We start from the raw sequence: 18,637 nt of genomic DNA, 5'->3' as shown, positions 1-18,637 counted from the left end.
GAAGATCTAGTGAATATGACCAACGACGGCGAGAATGGCCGCGAGGTTTTGGTGCTGCTTGGCGGCGCCGGGGACCTGGCATTGCGTATGCTGCTGCCCTCCCTCTATTTTCTCGAGGTTGATCGCCTCCTTCCTCATGATCTGAGGATCATCGGCGTGGCCCGAGGCGAGCATGACGCCGCTGGCTACAAGGCTCTTGTTCGCGAGCAGTTGGGCAAGCGCGCGACGGTGGAAGAGGCGGCCTGGACCCGTCTCGCCGCCCGTCTGGACTATGTTTCCGTTGATATCACCAAGGACGAGGGCGCGGCCAAGCTGGCCGAGCGCGTCGGCGAGCACGGATCGCTGGTCATCTTCTTCTCGCTGTCGCCCAGCCTCTATGGCCCGGCCTGCGCGGCGCTGCAGTCGGCCGGGCTGACCGGCGCGAACACGCGCCTCGTGCTCGAAAAGCCCATCGGCCGGGATCTGGAAAGTTCGCAGGCGACCAACGCCGCCGTCGGCGCGATCGTCGATGAAAGCCAGATCTTCCGGATCGATCACTATCTGGGCAAGGAGACCGTCCAGAACCTGACCGCCCTGCGCTTCGCCAACGTGCTGTTCGAGCCGCTGTGGGACCGCAACACCATCGACCACGTCCAGATCACCATCGCCGAGACCGAGAAGGTCGGCGATCGCTGGCCCTATTACGATGAGTACGGCGCCCTGCGGGACATGGTGCAGAACCATATGCTGCAGCTGCTGTGTCTGGTGGCGATGGAGGCGCCGTCGGGCTTTGATCCGGACGCTGTCCGCGATGAAAAGGTCAAGGTGCTGCGCAGCCTGCGTCGCTTCACCAAGGACACGGTCGCGCATGACACAGTGCGCGGTCAGTATGTGGCCGGGGTCGTCGAGGGCGGCGCGCGCGCCGGCTATCTCGAGGAAGTCGGCAAGCCGAGCAAGACCGAGACCTTCGTGGCCATGAAGGTGGCGATCGACAACTGGCGTTGGGACGGCGTGCCGTTCTTCCTGCGCACGGGCAAGAATCTGCCGGATCGTCGGACGCAGATCATCGTCCAGTTCAAGCCGTTGCCGCACAATATCTTCGGCGCGGCGACCGACGGCGACCTGAGCGCCAACCGGCTGGTGATCGACTTGCAACCGGATGAAAACATCGTCCTGACCCTGATGAACAAGCGGCCCGGACTGTCGGAAGAGGGGATGCGTCTGCAATCCCTGCCGCTGTCGCTGTCGTTCAGCCAGAGCGGCGGCCGCCGCCGCATCGCCTATGAAAAGCTGTTCCTCGACGTCTTCCGCGGCGACGGCACCCTGTTCGTGCGTCGTGATGAGGTGGAGCAGGCCTGGAAGTTCATCGACGGCGTTTCGGCCGCCTGGCGCGAGGCCAATATCGAGCCCGCGCCCTATGCGGCGGGCACCTGGGGGCCACAATCTTCGGCCGGCCTGATCGCGCCCGGCGGTCGAGCCTGGAAGGCCTGATCATGAGCCAACCCAGCATCGAAACCTTCGCCTCGCGAGACGATCTCTACGACGCCGCGGCCTCGGTGCTGATCGCGGCGCTGACCACGGCTATCGCCAAGCATGGCAAAACCGGGTTTGCGGCGACGGGCGGCACCACCCCGGCGCCGGTCTATGACCGCCTGGCCACGATGACGGCCCCATGGGACAAGATCACGGTCACCCTGACCGATGAACGTTGGGTGCCGCCGTCTGACCCCAGCAGCAATGAAGGCCTGGTTCGCCGGCATCTGCTGGTCGGCGAGGCCGCCAAGGCCAGCTTTGCGCCGCTCTATTTTGCCGGCGTCAGCCCCGAGGCTTCAGCGCTGCAGGCCGAGGTCGGGGTGGGCGCCGCCGCGCCCTTTGGCGCGGTTCTGCTGGGTGTCGGTCCTGACGGTCACTTCGCTTCGCTGTTTCCGGGCTCGGCCGTGCTGGCGGACGGTCTCAAGGCCGATTCCGAGCGCCTGGTGCTCGCCGTTCCCGCCGGCTCGCCCGCGCCCGATATTCAGCGCCTCAGTCTCACCTTCAGCGCCCTGACCCGCGCGGACCTGATCGTGTTGCTGGTCACCGGCCAGGCCAAGAAGGCGCTGCTGGAAGGACCGGTCGATCCGGCCCTGCCGATCGCGGCCATTCTCAAACAGGACCGCGCCAAGGTCCGTATCCTTTGGGCGGAATAGCATCATGACCCTCCATCCCGTCATCGCCAAGGTCACCGACCGGATCATCGCGCGCAGTCGTGAGAGCCGTTCGGCCTATCTCGCCAACATGGAAGCGGCGATCGCGTCGCAGCCGGGCCGCGCCAAGCTGTCCTGCGCCAATTGGGCCCATGCTTTCGCCGCCTCTCCGGGCGTCGACAAGGTGCGGGCGCTGGATCCCAACGCGCCCAATATCGGCATTGTCTCGGCCTATAACGACATGCTGTCGGCTCACCAGCCCCTGGAGGCCTATCCGGCGCTGATCAAGGCCGCGGCGCGCGAGGTCGGCGCCACCGCTCAATTCGCCGGCGGCGTGCCCGCCATGTGCGACGGCGTCACCCAGGGCCGCCCGGGCATGGAGCTGTCGCTGTTCTCGCGCGACGTCATCGCCATGGCTACCGCTGTGGCCCTCAGCCATGACGCCTTCGACAGCGCCCTCTATCTGGGCGTCTGCGACAAGATCGTACCAGGCCTGGTGATCGGCGCCCTGACCTTCAGCCATTTGCCGGCGCTTTTCGTACCGGCGGGGCCGATGACCTCCGGCCTGCCCAATTCCGAAAAGGCCCGCATCCGCGCCCTCTATGCCGAGGGCAAGGTCGGCCGCGACGAACTGCTGAAGGCCGAGAGCGCCTCGTATCATGGCCCCGGCACCTGCACCTTCTACGGCACGGCCAACACCAATCAGATGCTGATGGAGTTGATGGGCCTGCACTTGCCGGGCTCGGCCTTCGTGCATCCCAACACGCCGCTGCGCGAGGCTCTGGTCAAGGAGGCCGCTCGCCGCATCGCCGCCGTGACCAACAAGGGCAATGAATTTATTCCGGTCGGTCGGATGATCGACGAGAAGTCGATCGTAAACGGCGTCGTCGGCCTGATGGCCACGGGCGGCTCGACCAATCTGGCCTTGCACCTGGTGGCCATGGCCCACGCGGCCGGCGTCTTCCTGACGCTTGAGGATCTCGACGAGATTTCGCGCGCGACGCCGCTGCTGGCGCGCGTCTACCCCAATGGTTCGGCCGACGTGAACCACTTCCAGGCTGCCGGCGGCATGGCCTTCGTGATCCGGGAACTGCTGAAGGGCGGCCTGGTCCACGAGGACGTCCTGACCATCGCCGGGCCGGGCCTGTCGCGGTACACTCAGGAACCCGTGCTCGAAGACGGTGAGCTGACGTGGCGGGACGGCGCGGACGCGTCGCTCGACCTGGCCATCGTTCGGCCGCTGTCGGACCCCTTCAGCCCCGAGGGCGGCCTGCGCCTGCTGGGCGGCAATCTGGGTCGCGGCGTGATGAAGATCTCGGCCGTCAAGCCTGAGCATCACACGATCACCGCCCCGGCGGCGGTGTTCCAGGAGCAGGAAGACTTCATCGCCGCCTTCAAGCGCGGCGAACTCGACCGTGATGTCGTGGTGGTGATGCGCTTCCAGGGGCCGGCCGCCAATGGCATGCCCGAGCTGCATAACCTGTCGCCGTCGATCTCGGTGCTGCTGGACCGCGGCTACAAGGTGGCCCTGGTCACGGATGGCCGGATGTCTGGCGCGTCGGGTAAGACGCCGGCTGCGATCCACGTGACGCCCGAGGCGGCCAAGGGCGGGCTGCTGGCCTATGTCCAGGACGGCGATGTGATCACGGTCGACGCCGCGAACGGCGATCTGAAAATCCTGGTGGACGAGGCGACCCTGCGCGCCCGCACGCCGGCGAACGTCCCGGCGTCCAAGCCGGGCTTTGGGCGGGAATTGTTCGGCTGGATGCGGGCGGGGGTCGGTTCGGCCGACACCGGCGCATCTGCGCTGTTTGCTTGAGGAAGCGGTCTAGATGAACGGCTTGAATAGCGGCGGGCTCGGCCTGGTCGGGGACATTGGCGGCACCAATGCGCGTTTCGCCCTCGTGGAGTTCGACGGGCCTGATCCGCGTCTGATCGAGCCGATGACCTACAAGGGCGAGGACTACGCCACCGCCGAAGACGCCGTGGAGCACTACCTGGCCAAGGTGGGCGTGCGTCATCCCGACCAGGCCGTCGTGGCCGTCGCTGGGCCGATCGAGCACGGATCGGTTCACATGACCAATCTGGACTGGCGGATTTCCGAGGACAGTCTGCGTCGCGCAGGCGGTTTTCGGACCGCCAAGTTGATCAATGACTTCACCGCCCAAGCCCTGGCGGCGCCGCGTCTTTCGCCGAAGGACCTGCGTCAGATCGGGCCGCTGCAGACCTCGGGCGAGGGGAACCTTGCCATCATCGGTCCTGGCACCGGGTTCGGCGCGGCCGGCATGGTGCGCCGTCATGGCGTCGACACGCCGCTGACCACCGAGGGCGGTCATATCGCCTTCGCGCCGACCGACGAGATCGAGATCGAGATCTTGCGTTCGCTGATGAAGTCGTTCGGCCGCGTTTCGGTGGAGCGCATTCTATCGGGCCCCGGCATGGAAGACCTGCACCTGTCCTTGGCCGAGGCCGAAGGCCGCACGGTTGAGGCCTTGCCCGCCCACCAGATCACCGAGCGCGCGATCGAGGGCTGCGCCGACAGTTTGGCGACCGTCGACCGGTTCTGCGCGATCCTCGGCTCGACCGCCGGCGACGCCGCCCTGGCGCTGGGCGCGCGAGGCGGGGTCTTTATTGCGGGAGGCATCGCGCCCCGGATCATTGATCTGCTGGAGGCTGGCCCGTTCCGCGCCCGCTTCGAGGCCAAGGGTCGGTTCGTCGACTACATGAAGGCGATCCCGACTCACGTAATCATGCATCCCCATACCGCCCTGATCGGAGCGGCTGTGGCGATGACCCCGGAGGGGCGTGCGTCGATCAGCTAGGGTCGACGACGTTTCACCGCAGGCGGGGCTCGCCATGACAAGGCTGTCATGGCTTATTGCCAGCCAAGCTGAATGACTCGGCGTCACGAGGGGCGGACTTGAACGCGAAGATCACGATCCACGACGTCGCGCGCCAGTCGGGCGTGTCGATCAAGACAGTGTCCCGGGTCCTCAATCGTGAGCCCAACGTCAAGGCCGACACCCGTGATCGGGTTCAGGCGGCCGTGGCGGCGCTGCAGTACCGCCCCAATATTTCGGCCCGCAGCCTGGCCGGTTCGAAGGCCTATCTGATCGGGGTGTTCTTCGACAACCCCAGCCCGGGCTACATCACCGACGTCCAGCTGGGGGCGATCGCGCGGTGCCGGCAGGAGGGCTATCACCTCATTGTCGAGCCGCTCGATTCCGCTGCTGCCGATCTCGAGGCGCAGATCGCGCCGATGCTCGCGACGCTGCGGATGGATGGCGTCATCCTGACAGCGCCGGTCTGTGATCACCCCGTGGTGTTGGCGGTCCTCGAGCGTGAAGGCGTACCCTATGTGCGCATTTCCCCTGGCAGCGATCTGGAGCGGTCGGCCAGGGTCGGCATGGACGATCAGCTCGCCGCCTATGAGATGACCAAGCACCTGATCGGCCTGGGCCACCGCGACATCGGCTTCATCATCGGCCACCCCGACCACGGCGCCTCGCATCTGCGCCGTGAGGGTTTCCTGGCGGCTATGGCCGACAGTGGATTGAGCGTTCGGCCCGAACGGGTGGAGCAGGGCTACTTCTCGTTCCGATCGGGGTTCGAGGCGGCTGAGCGCCTGCTTGGGGGCGAGGATCGACCTACAGCCGTCTTTGCCAGCAATGACGACATGGCCCTGGGTGTCATGGCGGTCGCCAACCGCCTGCGGCTCAATGTTCCAGAGACCCTGTCGGTAGCCGGTTTCGACGACACGCCGGGCGCCAAGGTCGTCTGGCCGCAACTGACCACGGTGCGCCAGCCCATCGCGGCCATGGCGGGGGCGGCCACCGACATGCTTCTGAATGGCCTGTCCTGGGAAGAGGGCGATGCGCCCCCGTCCAAGCTTCTCGATTTTGAACTCGTCATCCGAGAATCCACTGGTCCGGCGGCGGTTTAGGATCGGCTCGCCGTTCCAGCGGCGGTTCATTGTTGACAGCGCTGTCTGATTGCGGTCTCATCGCGTTAATCAAGAGCGTCGCCCGTTGGAGCGACGTCCGGAGGAAACAGAGATTTCGACCCCATTCTCGCCGGGCCGCGCTTGTCGCTGGTCCTCGTCCCCACGTTGGGGCGTCCAGGCGTCATGCTTCTCGTCGCGGCGGACCTGCGATCGCCGCGACGAGCTTTTTAGTGTGTCGGCTTGATCGGGGTCTGTCTCAGCACATCAAGGGAAGTCCCATGTCCGCTCGTCGCCGTATCGCCAACGCCTCGGTTATCGCTCTGCTGTTATCGGGGAGTCTCGGCGGCGCGGTGATGGCCCAGACGCCGTCAGCGACCGCTCATCCTGACCTGTGGCCCAAGGCGGCCAGCCCCGCCGCGATCACAGACGCAAAGACCGAGGCCTTCATCACCGATCTGATGTCGCGCATGAGTCTGGAGGAGAAGGTCGGGCAGACGATCCAGGCCGACGGCGCTTCGATCACGCCCGAAGAGTTGCGCCAGTATCCGCTGGGGTCGGTGGAAGCCGGCGGCAATACCGCCCCCGACGGCGATGACCGCGCCGCGCCCGCCAGGTGGGTGGAGTGGATCAAGGCCTATCGCGCTGTGGCGCTGGAGCCGCGCGAGGGACACACGCCGATCCCGATCATCTTCGGCATTGACGCCGTCCACGGCCACAACAACATCGTCGGGGCCACGGTCTTTCCGCACAATGTCGGTCTGGGGGCCGCGCGCGATCCCGATCTGATCCGCCGGATTGGGGCGGTGACCGCTGAGGAAGTGGCCGCGACCGGGGCGGACTGGACCTTTGGTCCGACAGTGGCCGTGCCCCGCGACGAACGCTGGGGGCGAGCCTATGAGGGCTATGCCGAGGACCCCGAAGTGGTGAAGACCTATGCCGGTCCCATGACTTTGGGTTTGCAGGGTGTACTGAAGGCCGGCCAGCCGCTGGCGGCCAGCCATGTCGTCGGCTCCGCCAAGCACTTTCTGGCTGATGGCGGCACCGAGGGCGGCAAGGATCAGGGCGACGCCCAGATTTCTGAGTCAGACCTGATCCGCCTCCATGCCCAGGGCTACCCGCCGGCGATCGACGCTGGCATCCTGACGGTGATGGTGTCCTTCTCCAGCTGGAACGGCGTCAAGCACAGCGGCAACAAGAGCCTGCAGACCGACGTGCTGAAGGGACGAATGGGCTTCCAGGGCTTCGTGGTCGGCGACTGGAACGCCCACGGCCAGGTCGAAGGCTGCAGCAACACCAATTGTCCGCAGGCCTATCTGGCCGGCATGGACATGGTCATGGCCCCCGACAGCTGGAAGGGTCTGTTCGAGAACACCCTGGCCCAGGTGAAGGACGGCACGATCCCCATGGCGCGGCTGGATGACGCCGTGCGTCGCGTCCTGCGGGTCAAGGTCAAGGCGGGCCTGTTCGCCGACAAGCGCCCGCTGGAAAGTCGATTTGATCTGCTGGGCTCGCCGGAGCACCGGGCCGTGGCGCGTGAAGCGGTTCGTAAATCCCTCGTGTTGCTGAAGAACCAGGGTGTGTTGCCGATCAAGAGTTCGGCGCGGGTGCTGGTGACCGGCGACGGCGCAGACGACATCGGCAAGCAGTCCGGTGGCTGGACCCTGACCTGGCAGGGCACGGGCAACAAGAACAGCGACTTTCCGGGCGGCCAGTCGATCTATGCCGGCATCGCCGAGGCGGTGAAGGCTGGCGGCGGCCAAGTCGAGCTGTCGAGGGACGGCGCGTTCAAGGACAAGCCCGACGTGGCCGTGGTTGTGTTTGGAGAGAACCCCTATGCCGAGTTCCAGGGCGATCTGATCAATCTGGAATATCAGCCCGGCGACAAGACCGATCTGGCGCTGCTCAAGAGTCTCAAGGCCCAGGGCGTGCCGGTGGTGGCGGTATTTCTGAGTGGCCGCCCGCTTTGGACCAATCCCGAGATCAACGCCGCCGACGCCTTTGTCGCCGCCTGGCTGCCGGGCAGTGAGGGGGGCGGGGTGGCAGACGTGCTGGTCGGCGACAAGACCGGCAAACCGCGCCACGATTTCAAGGGCGCGCTGTCTTTCTCCTGGCCGAAGCGCGCCAACCAGGTTCCGCTCAATCGCGGCGAGACCGGCTATGATCCCCAGTTCGCCTACGGTTACGGCCTCAGCTACGCTAAGCCGGGCAAGGTGGCCGCGCTGTCTGAAGACCCCGGCGTGACTTCGACGGCGGTCAATGTCGATCGCTACTTCATCGCCGGCCGCGCACCGGCGCCCTGGACGCTGAACGTGGGCGGCGCTGTGGCGGTGAAGCCCGTCGACGCCGGCGCGCAGGAAAACGCTCGGTTGGCCGAATGGACCGGGGAGGGCGCCGGCGCCCTGACGGTGTTGGGGCAACCCGTGGATCTGTCCCGGCAGACGACGGGCGACATGGCGGTGATGCTTCGCTACCGGGTTGAGGCGGCTCCGGAGAAACCGGTTACCCTGGCGATCGCCTGTGGCGAATCCTGCGGCGCGGGGCTAGACGTTACGTCAACTTTCTCAGGCGCGAAGATCGGTGAATGGCGCACTGCCAAGATCAAACTCTCCTGTTTCAAGGCCAAGGGCGCGGATATGACGCAAGTTTCGTCCCCCTTCGCGCTTTCGACATCGGGACGCTTTGCTTTGACCTTCACCGAAATCCAGCTCGCCTCCAACGAAGGCGACGCATTCTGTCCCGTACCCTGACTTCACCCGCCCAGATCCATACCAGAGGAGCGGCCGCATGATCCGCGCGCGTCGTTCCCGCATCGTCGCCACGATCGGTCCCGCCAGCAGTTCGCCGGAGATGATCATCACCCTGGCCAAGGCCGGGGCGGATGTCTTCCGCCTGAACTTCAGCCACGGCACGCATGACAATCATGCGGCGGTCTATGCCGCTATCCGGGCCGCCGAGCCGATCGTCGGCCGGCCGCTGGGCATCCTGGCCGACCTGCAGGGCCCCAAGCTGCGGGTCGGCAAGTTCGCCAATGGTCCGGTGCAACTGAAGGCCGGTCAGGCCTTCCGTTTTGACGACGACCCGACGCCCGGCGACGAAACGCGCGTGTATCTGCCGCACCCCGAGATTCTGGTGGCCATGCGCCCCGGCGCGACCCTGCTGCTGGACGATGGCAAGCTGCGGATGACGGTCACCCGGGCCGGTCCGGGCTGGGCCGACACCAAGGTCGTCAACGGCGGCAAGCTGTCGGAGCGCAAGGGCGTCGCCGTGCCCGACGTCGTCATCCCGATGTCGCCGCTGACACCCAAGGACCGCGAGGACCTGGCCTTCGCCCTGCGTCTTGGCGTGGACTGGATCGCGCTGTCCTTCGTCCAGGCGCCCGAGGACATGGCCGAACTGCGCCGGATCGTTGAAGGCCGCGCCTCGGTGCTGGCCAAGATCGAAAAGCCGCAGGCGCTGGAATGTCTGGGCGCGATCATGGACCTGTGTGACGGCGTTATGGTGGCGCGCGGTGACCTGGGTGTCGAAATGGCGCCCGAAGAGGTGCCTGTCGCCCAGAAGATCATTCTGCGGGCGGCCCGCGAGCGGGGGATCCCCGTGATCGTCGCCACCCAGATGCTGGAATCGATGACCACCTCGCCGACCCCGACCCGGGCCGAGGCCTCTGATGTCGCCAATGCGGTCTATGAGGGCGCGGATGCGGTCATGCTGTCGGCAGAGTCCGCCGCCGGCGAATATCCCGAGGAATCAGTGGCGATGATGAATCGCATCATCGAGCGGGTGGAGCGCGATCCGCGCTGGCCTGAACTGATGCAGGCCGAGCAGCCGCACGCTGACGATGACGCCGACGTGCTGGTCGTGGCGGCCGCCCAGGCGGCCAAGGCCGGCTCGACCAAGTGTCTGGTGGCCTTCACGACCACCGGGGCCACGGCGCGTCGCCTGGCGCGCGAACGTCCGCTGCAGCCGGTCCTCGCCCTGTCGCCTCAGATCGACGCCGTGCGCCGCATGACCCTGGTCTGGGGCGTCGAGCCGCGGGTCAGCGCCCAACCCGATAGCCTGGAAGTGGTCACGACCGATGCGGCCAGCCGCGCGCTGGAACTGGGCCTTGTGGCGCCCGGCGAGCGCCTGCTGATCGTCGCCGGCACGCCCTTTGGCGCGCCGGGCGCCGCCAATCTTCTGCGTTTGGCCCATGCGCCGATGCCCGTGCGCAAGCGGCCAACCAGCCGTTGAGGGTTCCGCCCATCCCGCCTTGGGGATGGGCGAGGACTCAGAAGCCTTGCAGCCGTGCGTAGCGGTCACGGTGGAACGACGCCCCGCCGAACAGCGTCTCCGCGACGCGCGCCCGCTTCATATACAGGCCGGAGTCATGGGCGTCGGTCATGCCGATGCCGCCGTGCATCTGGACCATTTCGTTGGTGGCCAGGTGCAGAACTTCGGTCGCCTTGGCCTTGGCCAGTGAGGCAAGGGCGTGAGTGTCGCCTCCCGCGTCGATCGCCTCAAGGGCGGCTTCCACGCAGGACCGTGTAGTCTCCAGGTCGGTGAACAGTTTCGAAGCGCGGTGCTGCAGCGCCTGGAACGTGCCGATCACCTGGCCGAACTGCGTCCGGGTCTTGAGATAGTCCAGGGTGACGTCAAAGGCGGCGGTCGCCGTGCCGAGCATCTCGGCCGCCAGGCCGGCATAGGCGCGATCCAGCACCGGCTCCAGAACGCCCCAGCCCTGGTCGATCTTGCCCAGCATGGCGTCGGGGCCCACCGAGACGTCCTTGAAATCGATACGCGCGGCGCCGCGAGAGTCCGCCAGGGCCAGATGGGTGCGGGTAACACCCGCGGCGTCGCCGGGCACGAGGAACAGGGTCAGGCCCTCGGTGTCGCCGGGCTTGCCGCTGGTGCGGGCCACGACGATCAGCAGGTCAGCGGCGTCACCGTCGAGGACGAAGGTCTTGGCGCCGTTCAGCACGTAGCCTTCGCCGCTGTTGGTCGCGGTCAGGGCCACCTTGGCGGGCGCGTGGTGCGAGCCTTCGTCGACGGCCAGGGTGGCCACGGCCTCGCCCAGGGCGATCTTGTCGAGCCAGGCGGTCTTCTGCGCGTCCGTGCCCGCCAGGGTCAGGGCCGAGGCCGCGATCAGGGCCGTGGAGAGCAGGGGGGAGGCCACCAGGTTGCGACCCGTTTCCTCCAGCACCAGGCCCAGGCCCAGATAGCCGAAGGCCGAACCGCCATGCTCTTCGGGAACGATCACGCCCGCCCAGCCCATCTGACCCATCTCGGCCCAGGCAGCGGCGTCAAAGCTCTTGCCGGACTTGCTGTCGCGCAGCTTGCGCAGGGCGCCGACCGGGGCGCTGTCGGTGGTCCAGCCTTTGGCCGCGTCGCGCAGCATCGTCTGTTCTTCGGTCAGGACGGCCATGTCAGGCGTGCTCCCTTGATTGATGATGGACGGCCCATTCGAGGGCCTGTTCTAGCCGGTCGTTGCCCCAGAAGAGCTCGCCGTCGGCGGTGACGAAACTGGGGGCGCCGAATACGCCTTGGGCGCGGGCTTCGGCGACGTGACTCTTGAGGCGCGCCTTGACGGGATCGGACTGGGCGGCGGCCAGGACGTGGTCGGGGCCTGCGCCGACCGACGCGATCAACGGCGCGAGTACGGCCGGGTCGCTGATGTCGCGATCTTCAACGAAGTTGGCCTGATAGACGGCCCGGGTGAAGGCCGGGGTCCAGCCGTCTTCTAGGCCGACGATCGCCACCCGCGCCGCCAGCAGGCCATTGCGCGGGAACTGGCTGGGACGAACCAGCGGCAGGCCCTCGCGGTCACACACCCGTTCCAGATCGCGCCACATATAGGCGCCCTTGACCGGGAAGCTGTTGAAGGGGCTGTCGGTCAGTCCCTGCTGCTCATGGAACAGCGGCCCGACCAGAAACGGCCGCCAGGCGACGGCCACGCCCGCCTCCTCGGCCAGGCGCTCGATGCGCATGGCCGCCGGGTAGGAGTAGGTCGAGGCGAACTCGTACCAGAAGGTGAGCATGGCCCTATTGGTGGTCCAGCAGGCCAAGCACACGCTTGGCGACCACGTTGAGGTTCACCTCGCTGGTGCCGCCTTCGATCGAGTTGCCCTTGGCGCGCAGCATCGCGCGCATGGCGGCAAGTTCTTCGGCGTTGAAGCCCGGCCCTTCCCAGCCCAGACCTTGCAGGCCCAGGGCTTCGACCAGAAGCTCTGTGCGGTCCTGGTTCATCTTGGCGGCGGCGTATTTGATGATCGAGACGGCGGCGCTGGGGCCTTTGCCGGTCTTCGACTCTGTTTCAGCCCTGCGCACCGTCAGCAGGAAGGCGTGGGCGTCCATGCGGTGGGCCGCGATGCGGGCGCGCAAATCACCGTCGGCAATGCGACCCTGATCATCGACGCCGACCTCGGACTTGGCCGCCTCGACCACGTCGAGCCCGCCGCCGCCGCCGAAGCCGCTGGCCGAGATGTTCTGGCGTTCGTACTGCAGCAGCCGCTTGGCGATGTCCCAGCCGCCGTTCAGCTTGCCGACCAACTGCTCTTTGGGAACCTTCACATTGTCGAAGAAGGTTTCGCAGAAGGGCGAGGAACCGCTGATCAGCTTGATCGGCCGCGCGTCGACGCCGGGTGTGGTCATGTCGAACAGCACGAACGAGATGCCTTCGTGCTTCTTGGTCGTGTCGGTGCGCACCAGGCAGAAGATCCAGTCGGCCTGGTCGGCGTAGCTGGTCCAGACCTTCTGGCCGTTGATCAGATAGTGGTCGCCCTTGTCCTCGCACTTGGTCTGCAAGGCGGCGAGGTCCGAGCCCGCGCCTGGCTCGGAATAGCCCTGGCACCATCGGGTTTCGCCGCGCACGATGGACGGCAGGAAGCGCTTCTTCTGTTCTTCGGTGGCGTATTCCAGCAGCACCGGGCCCAGCATCCAGACGCCGAAGCTCATCAAGGCGGGGCGTGCTTTGATGCGGCGCAGCTCCTGCTCCAGGATCTTGGCCTGCTCTTTGGAGAGGCCGCCGCCGCCATACTCTTTGGGCCAGGTCGGCGCGGTCCAACCCCGTTCGGCCATGCGGTCCAGCCAAAGCTTGGCGTCGGGATTTTTCCAGACCATCTTGCGACCACCCCAGGGGGCGTCGTCCTCACCCATGGGCGCCTTCAGCGATGGCGGATAGTTGGCTTCCAGCCACGCGCGCGTCTCTGCGCGGAAGGCGTCGATTTCGGTTCCCCCGAAGTCGGCCATGATCGTCTCTCCCTTAGGATCGTTCTTTGTGGGCGCGTTGCGCGCGCCGCTCGTCGTCAGACTACGCGACCGTGCGCGCTGGGCAAGTTGATTCAAACGGTCGTTTGCCGCAAGGGGCGCGACCTTCCGAGGCGTTCCGGCGTATAACTAGGCCAACCGTGGGGTCCCGCTGGGGATTCGCCGAACCGGAATTTTGATGTCCGCGCCTGAACTGAGACCCGCGGCCCTGGCAATCGCGCCGACCCTGGCCGCGATACTGGCGGCGTCTGCCGGGGTAATGCTGCTGGCGTCCGGCGCCACGCCGTCGGAACCTACCCGTTTTGCCCTGCTGCTGGCCTTCGCGCCCAGTCTGCTGATCGAGATCAGCCACTTCGTGTCGTCGATCCTTGGGCTGGTTCTGCTTCTCCTGGCTTTCGGCCTGCGCTCTCGCCTCGACGGCGCCTGGTGGGCGGCGGTCATCTGCCTGGGCGCGGCCGCCGTACTGGCGATTTTCAAGGGGCTGAACTGGGAAGAGACGACGCTTCTGACCATCTGCCTGTTGCTGATCCTGCCCTTCCACGAAGCCTTCCATCGTAAGGCCGCGCTGTTCCGCATGGAGATCACGCCGGCCTGGCTGTTATCGGCCGGCGCTGCTCTGGCGGGGGTGACGCTGTCGGGCTGGTGGATCTTCACCCATACCGCCTACGCCGATCAGTCATGGATGCGCGTCATGGGCAATCAGGACGCCGCGCGGGCTATTCGCTCGTCCGCGGCCGCCGGGGTCCTGCTTCTGGCCATCGGCGTCTGGCGTATGATCTCAACCCCCGCCATGCCGCCCGTGGTCGATGACACCGATCAGGCCTTTGATCGCGTTCGAGCGATCCTGGCCAAGGCCGAAGGCGTTGACCCCGGATCGAACCTGGCGTTGCTGGGGGACAAGCGCTTCCTGTTCTCCGCTTCGGGCGAGAGCTTTCTGATGTTTGGGGTGCGCAAGCGGTCATGGATCGCGATGGGCCCGCCGATCGGTCGTCGCGACGAGCGCATGGAGCTGTTCTGGCGGTTTCGCGAACTGGCTGACGCGCATGCGGCGCGAGCGGGGTTCTACGCGCTGGGCCCTGATGATCTTCCCGATAGCGTCGACCTGGGGCTGGCCATTCAGAAGACCGGCGAGAGCGCGGCTGTGCCGCTGGAGGCGTTTTCCCTGGCCGGCCGACGGCGCGAGGTTCTGCGACGCAACTGGCGTAAGGCCGGCGAGGGTGGGGCGGCCTTTGAGGTTCTGCCCGTGGGCGGCGCCGCTGCGGTGATGGATGAGCTCAAGGCGATCTCGGATGCGTGGTTGGGGCACCATGCAGGCGGGGAAAAGGGCTTTTCGATGGGCGGCTTCGAGCCGCGCTATGTGTCGGAGTTTCCCGTGGCCTTGGTGCGCTTTGAGGGGCGCATCGTCGCTTTCGCCACCCTCTGGACGACAGCGCAGAAGGCCGCGTTCTCCATGGATCTGATGCGCTATTCGGACGACGCGCCCAAGAACGTGATGGACTATCTGTTCGTCGAGCTTCTGCAGTGGGGCAAGGACGAGGGCTATCAGGCGTTCGAGTTCGGCATGGCGCCGCTGGCGGGCCTGGAAGATCGACCTTTGGCGCCGATCATGTCGCGCGTGGGGCGTCTGCTCTATGAGCGTGGAGAAGAGATCTACAATTTCCAGGGCGTTCGTCGCTACAAGGACAAATATGACCCCGTCTGGCAGCCGCGCTATATTGCCGCTCCGCGGAAATGGGCGATCCCTTTCCTGCTCGCTGACATCGGTCTGCTGTCTTCGGGCGGCGTGGGCGGCCTGACCAAGCGGCCCAAACGGCCCGCGACCTAATAGCGCGCCGGGGCGCCCGTCTGCATGCCAAGCAGGTTCAGAAGATGAACCACAAGCAGCAACATCGCGACCACGCAGACCATCATCAGCGGACGCCATGGCACCATGCGCGGGCCCTTGAGGATATTGGCCGGGCGGGCTCCGCGCCATCCGCACAAGACGGCCAGGGCTATCAGCAGGACAAGGCTGATCACGGTCATGGTGAGGGTCATGAGCTTTCCATGGCCTGCGACAATCGGCCTGGCAATTGGTTAACACGCATTAACCCTCTTGCTTTTGAACCACGATAAACAAGGTCAGAGCTGTGTTCTGATTCTTCCACTTATGAATCGCGCACCCACTACATTTAGCGATTTGGTCGCGTTTACACCCTAGGAATCGGTGACTAGCGTTGGTCCCCAAGTGCGGGGAGAACGATTCGTATGACGGCCGCGGCGCCATGGAGCGTAAAGGGGATAGACCCCAAGGCACGGGAGGTCGCAAAGGACCTCGCGCGTCGCTCTGGCATGACGTTGGGCGAGTGGCTCAATCGCATGATTATCGAGGGCGAAGGGCAGGGCGGCGACGCTGCTGTTGCTGACACTTTCGGTGGCGGAGCCCAGGACCGTTCGGCGCGTCCCTATCTTCACATCGCCAAGGATGATGATGCGCCGCCGCGTATCGAGATCGCCGAACACCCCGCCGATGAAGTCGGACGGGTGGCGATCGCTCTGGACCGGCTGACCGATCGCATCGAGGCTGCGGAAGGCCGCTCGGCCGCCGCCATTTCGGGTATCGATCAATCGGTGCGTGGCGCTCTAAGCCGCCTGGCCCTGTCCGAGCGTGAACAGATCGCCGTGGCCGCCCGTTTCGAGGGCGTTGTCGACGAGATCAAGACCGAGCAGGTCCGGTCCTCCGAACGTCTGCGTCGCATGGAAGCCGAAGCCGTGGGGCCGCGCTCTGCCGAAGCCCTGCGCGCTCTTGAGGGGGCGCTCGGCAAGGTCGCGGGCCATCTTTATGACGGCGAAGCCCGCACACGCGAAGCCATAGCCGCGCTCGAAGCGCGTCTCGACGCTCAACCCGTCACGGCCAGCGATCCCAACGCCCTGGTCGATGAAGTGGTGGCGCGGCTGGGCCAACGTCTGGAAGCAGCCGAAACGCGCACCGCCGAGGCGCTGCGTGAACTGGGCGCGTCCTTTTCCGCTCTGGACGGCCGTTTGCAGTCGGTCGAGGGCGCAAACCCGACGAGCGGCGTGCAGGAACGCCTCGACCAACTGGCCGGCGATCTGACCAAGCGCATGGAAGCAGCGCGCCTGGAAATGGCGACCAAGCTCCGCGACAGCGCCGATGGTCGTTTCGATCGCATGGAGAAGAAGCTCGGAGAGATGGCCGCCCACGTGCAGGCCGCCGAGCAACGTTCGGCCCAGGCCATCGAGCGCATGGGACGCGAAGTCGTCGGCGTCGCCGACGCGTTCAACCGCCGCATCCAGGCCGCCGAGAGCCGCAACACCGCCGCCATCGAACAGGTGGGCGGTGAAGTCGCCCGCATCGCCTCGACCGTCGAACACAAGCTCAATCGCGCTGATAGCGTCCAGGCCCAGGCCTTGGAAAAGCTGGGCGCTGAAATCGCCCGCATCACCGAAAAGCTGGCCGAACGCATCGGCAGCGCCGAGCGTCGCAACGCTCTGGCCATCGACGATGTCGGCGAGCAGGTCACGCGCGTCACCGATCGCTTGAACCAGCGTCATGAGCGCTCGTCGCAGGAACTGATCGACCGCATTCGCCAGAGCGAAGAGCGCACGGCGCGCATGCTCGACGAGGCGCGGGAAAAGATCGACACCCGTCTCAGCGACGCGCAGCGCAAGCTGGCCGAGCAGGTCGTTCCCCCGCCGGCGCCCACGCCAGCGGCTCGCCCCCCGGCCTCCCCGTTCGCGACCAGCAGCTATTCCTTCGGCGGCGACGCCGTCGTGGAAGAGGACGTTTTCGACGCGCCGCCGCCCGTAGCTCGCGCGCCGGCTTTCGAGACGGCTGCTTTCCCGGCGGTTGATCCTGAGCCCCCCAGTTTCGACGACGAGGACTATGAGGCCGCTGACGGTTTCGTCGGCCAGCAACCCTCGGCCGCTGTCGAAAGCTTCGCGCCGGCGTCCGATTTTGAAAGCTTCTCCGCGCCCGAGGCCGCCGATCCGGCGCGTCCCCTGTCGACGCGTGAGGTGATCGAGCAGGCGCGCGCCGCCGCCCGCGCCGCAGCCGCTGTGGAAGCAAAGCCCAAGAAGGACAAAAAGGACAAGGCGAAGGACAAGCCTGCGCGCGCGCCTTTGTTCTCAGGCTTCGGCTCAAAGGCCTCGGTCAAGCCGAAGCGTCGGGTCGGGTCTGCCCTCACTACGGCTTTGATGGTGTTCGGTGTCGCCGGCGCCTTGGGCGGCGGCACCGGACTGCTGCTTCTGCCGGATGGCGGCGAGAGCCAGACACCTGATCGGGTGGCCCAGGCCATTGCCGGCCGTAAATCCGATGTCGAGATTCGCACCGGCGAAGCGGACACCGCGCCGGGCACGGCGCGGGCGGCTGTCGCTCTGTCGCCGCAACTGGTCGCATCGCCCGCAAACCCTGCCGAAACGGCGCCGACGCCGGCTCAGTCTCAAGAAGACGCCCAGGCGCTGTTCGACGAAGCGGTCAACAAGATCGACGCCAAGGACCGCTCGGGCCTCGAGACCATGCGCAAGGCCGCCAATCTCGGCCTGCCGCGCGCCCAGTTCTATCTGGGCAAGCTGTACGAGCTTGGCGAGGGCGGCGTGAAAAAGGACCTCGCCGAGGCCCGTCGCTGGACCGAGCGGGCCGCGACGGCCGGCGATCCGCGGGCCATGCACAATCTGGCCCTGTTCTACTTCAAGGGCGAGGGCGGCCCCAAGAACTCGACCACGGCCGCCATCTGGTTCCGCAAGGCCGCCGATCAGGGTCTGGTCGATAGCCAGTTCAATCTGGCCCAGCTCTACGAAGGGGGCTGGGGTGTCAGTCAGAACCCGGCGGAAGCCTATAAGTGGTATGTGATCGCCGCGCGGGCCGGAGACGCGACCTCAAAGGCTCGAGCCGCCGCGCTGCGCCCGCAACTGACGGCGGAAGCCCAGCGCACCGCTGATCGTTCCGCCTACGCCTTTCGCGCTCAGACCGTTGGCGCAACCGTAGCGGCGAACACCACGGGCGCTTCCGCCAGCGCCGGTCTTGGGACCGCGCAGCGTGTCCTGTCGCAGCTGGGCTACTACCAGGGCCCTCGTGACGGGGTGAGTTCTCCGGGCCTGCGCATGGCGATCGCGGCCTACCAGCGCGACCAGGGGCTGCCGTCATCCGGAGCCCTTGACGGCGAGACCTTGAGCCGGCTCTCGGTCTACGCGCGTTGAATCACAACCACCCGTTCTGGGTCGGTTTTCCGTCGTCTTTTGCCCGTCACCGCTGAATCTGTTGGTCCAATTTCGTCCGTGGACCTATGGGCGTGTC

13 protein-coding genes are annotated in these 18,637 nt (G+C 66.4%); 9 read left to right on the top strand and 4 right to left on the bottom strand.

Annotated elements, in window-relative coordinates:
• The first annotated feature begins 15 nt into the window (after window positions 1-15).
• The 7 genes from zwf (at window position 16) to pyk (ending at window position 10,332) form a co-directional block, all read left to right on the top strand.
• Window positions 16-1,470 carry a glucose-6-phosphate dehydrogenase gene (gene zwf, locus ACW18B_RS17195; protein ID WP_492048233.1) on the top strand — a complete coding sequence of 485 codons (1,455 nt, stop codon included), beginning with the start codon at window positions 16-18 and terminating at the stop codon, window positions 1,468-1,470.
• 2 nt (window positions 1,471-1,472) lie between these two features.
• Entirely contained in the window at window positions 1,473-2,165 is a 693-nt protein-coding gene (pgl, locus tag ACW18B_RS17190) for a 6-phosphogluconolactonase (protein ID WP_492048232.1), read from the top strand.
• A 4-nt stretch (window positions 2,166-2,169) separates the two neighbouring features.
• Window positions 2,170-3,981 carry a phosphogluconate dehydratase gene (gene edd, locus ACW18B_RS17185; protein ID WP_492048231.1) on the top strand — a complete coding sequence of 604 codons (1,812 nt, stop codon included), beginning with the start codon at window positions 2,170-2,172 and terminating at the stop codon, window positions 3,979-3,981.
• 13 nt (window positions 3,982-3,994) lie between these two features.
• A complete protein-coding gene (gene glk, locus ACW18B_RS17180; RefSeq protein WP_492048230.1) occupies window positions 3,995-4,984 on the top strand; it encodes a glucokinase in 990 nt (329 codons plus the stop codon).
• 98 nt (window positions 4,985-5,082) lie between these two features.
• Entirely contained in the window at window positions 5,083-6,105 is a 1,023-nt protein-coding gene (locus tag ACW18B_RS17175) for a LacI family DNA-binding transcriptional regulator (protein ID WP_492048229.1), read from the top strand.
• Window positions 6,106-6,383: 278 nt separating this feature from the next.
• Window positions 6,384-8,852, top strand: a complete 2,469-nt coding sequence (locus tag ACW18B_RS17170; RefSeq protein WP_492048228.1) for a glycoside hydrolase family 3 protein — start codon at window positions 6,384-6,386, stop codon at window positions 8,850-8,852.
• Window positions 8,853-8,889: 37 nt separating this feature from the next.
• A complete protein-coding gene (gene pyk, locus ACW18B_RS17165; RefSeq protein WP_492048227.1) occupies window positions 8,890-10,332 on the top strand; it encodes a pyruvate kinase in 1,443 nt (480 codons plus the stop codon).
• Window positions 10,333-10,369: 37 nt separating this feature from the next.
• On the opposite strand, the gene ACW18B_RS17160 is transcribed toward pyk, so the two are convergent.
• Genes ACW18B_RS17160 through ACW18B_RS17150 form a run of 3 tightly spaced genes read right to left on the bottom strand, consistent with a single transcriptional unit; the run spans window position 10,370 to window position 13,326 of the window.
• Window positions 10,370-11,503, bottom strand: coding sequence for an acyl-CoA dehydrogenase family protein (locus tag ACW18B_RS17160; protein ID WP_492048226.1), 1,134 nt, complete (start codon window positions 11,501-11,503; stop codon window positions 10,370-10,372).
• A 1-nt stretch (window position 11,504) separates the two neighbouring features.
• Entirely contained in the window at window positions 11,505-12,116 is a 612-nt protein-coding gene (locus ACW18B_RS17155; protein ID WP_492048225.1) for a 2-hydroxychromene-2-carboxylate isomerase, read from the bottom strand.
• Between the two features lie 4 nt (window positions 12,117-12,120).
• Entirely contained in the window at window positions 12,121-13,326 is a 1,206-nt protein-coding gene (locus tag ACW18B_RS17150) for an acyl-CoA dehydrogenase family protein (protein ID WP_492048224.1), read from the bottom strand.
• 196 nt (window positions 13,327-13,522) lie between these two features.
• Between ACW18B_RS17150 and ACW18B_RS17145 the strand changes: the two genes are divergently transcribed.
• Window positions 13,523-15,169 (top strand): phosphatidylglycerol lysyltransferase domain-containing protein, encoded by a 1,647-nt coding sequence (locus ACW18B_RS17145; RefSeq protein ID WP_492048223.1) that lies wholly within the window; start codon window positions 13,523-13,525, stop codon window positions 15,167-15,169.
• Here the strand turns inward: ACW18B_RS17145 and ACW18B_RS17140 are convergent.
• Entirely contained in the window at window positions 15,166-15,381 is a 216-nt protein-coding gene (locus ACW18B_RS17140) for a hypothetical protein (RefSeq protein ID WP_492048222.1), read from the bottom strand. The genes ACW18B_RS17145 and ACW18B_RS17140 overlap by 4 nt on opposite strands.
• A 210-nt stretch (window positions 15,382-15,591) precedes the next feature.
• On the opposite strand from ACW18B_RS17140, the gene ACW18B_RS17135 reads away from it, so the two are divergent.
• Entirely contained in the window at window positions 15,592-18,540 is a 2,949-nt protein-coding gene (locus tag ACW18B_RS17135; protein WP_492048221.1) for an SEL1-like repeat protein, read from the top strand.
• Window positions 18,541-18,637 lie beyond the last annotated feature (97 nt).

The sequence above is a fragment of the Caulobacter sp. FV2ps19 genome (genome assembly GCF_058681035.1).
Note: the sequence above shows the minus strand (reverse complement) of the source record. Positions and strands in the feature narration are given on the sequence as shown.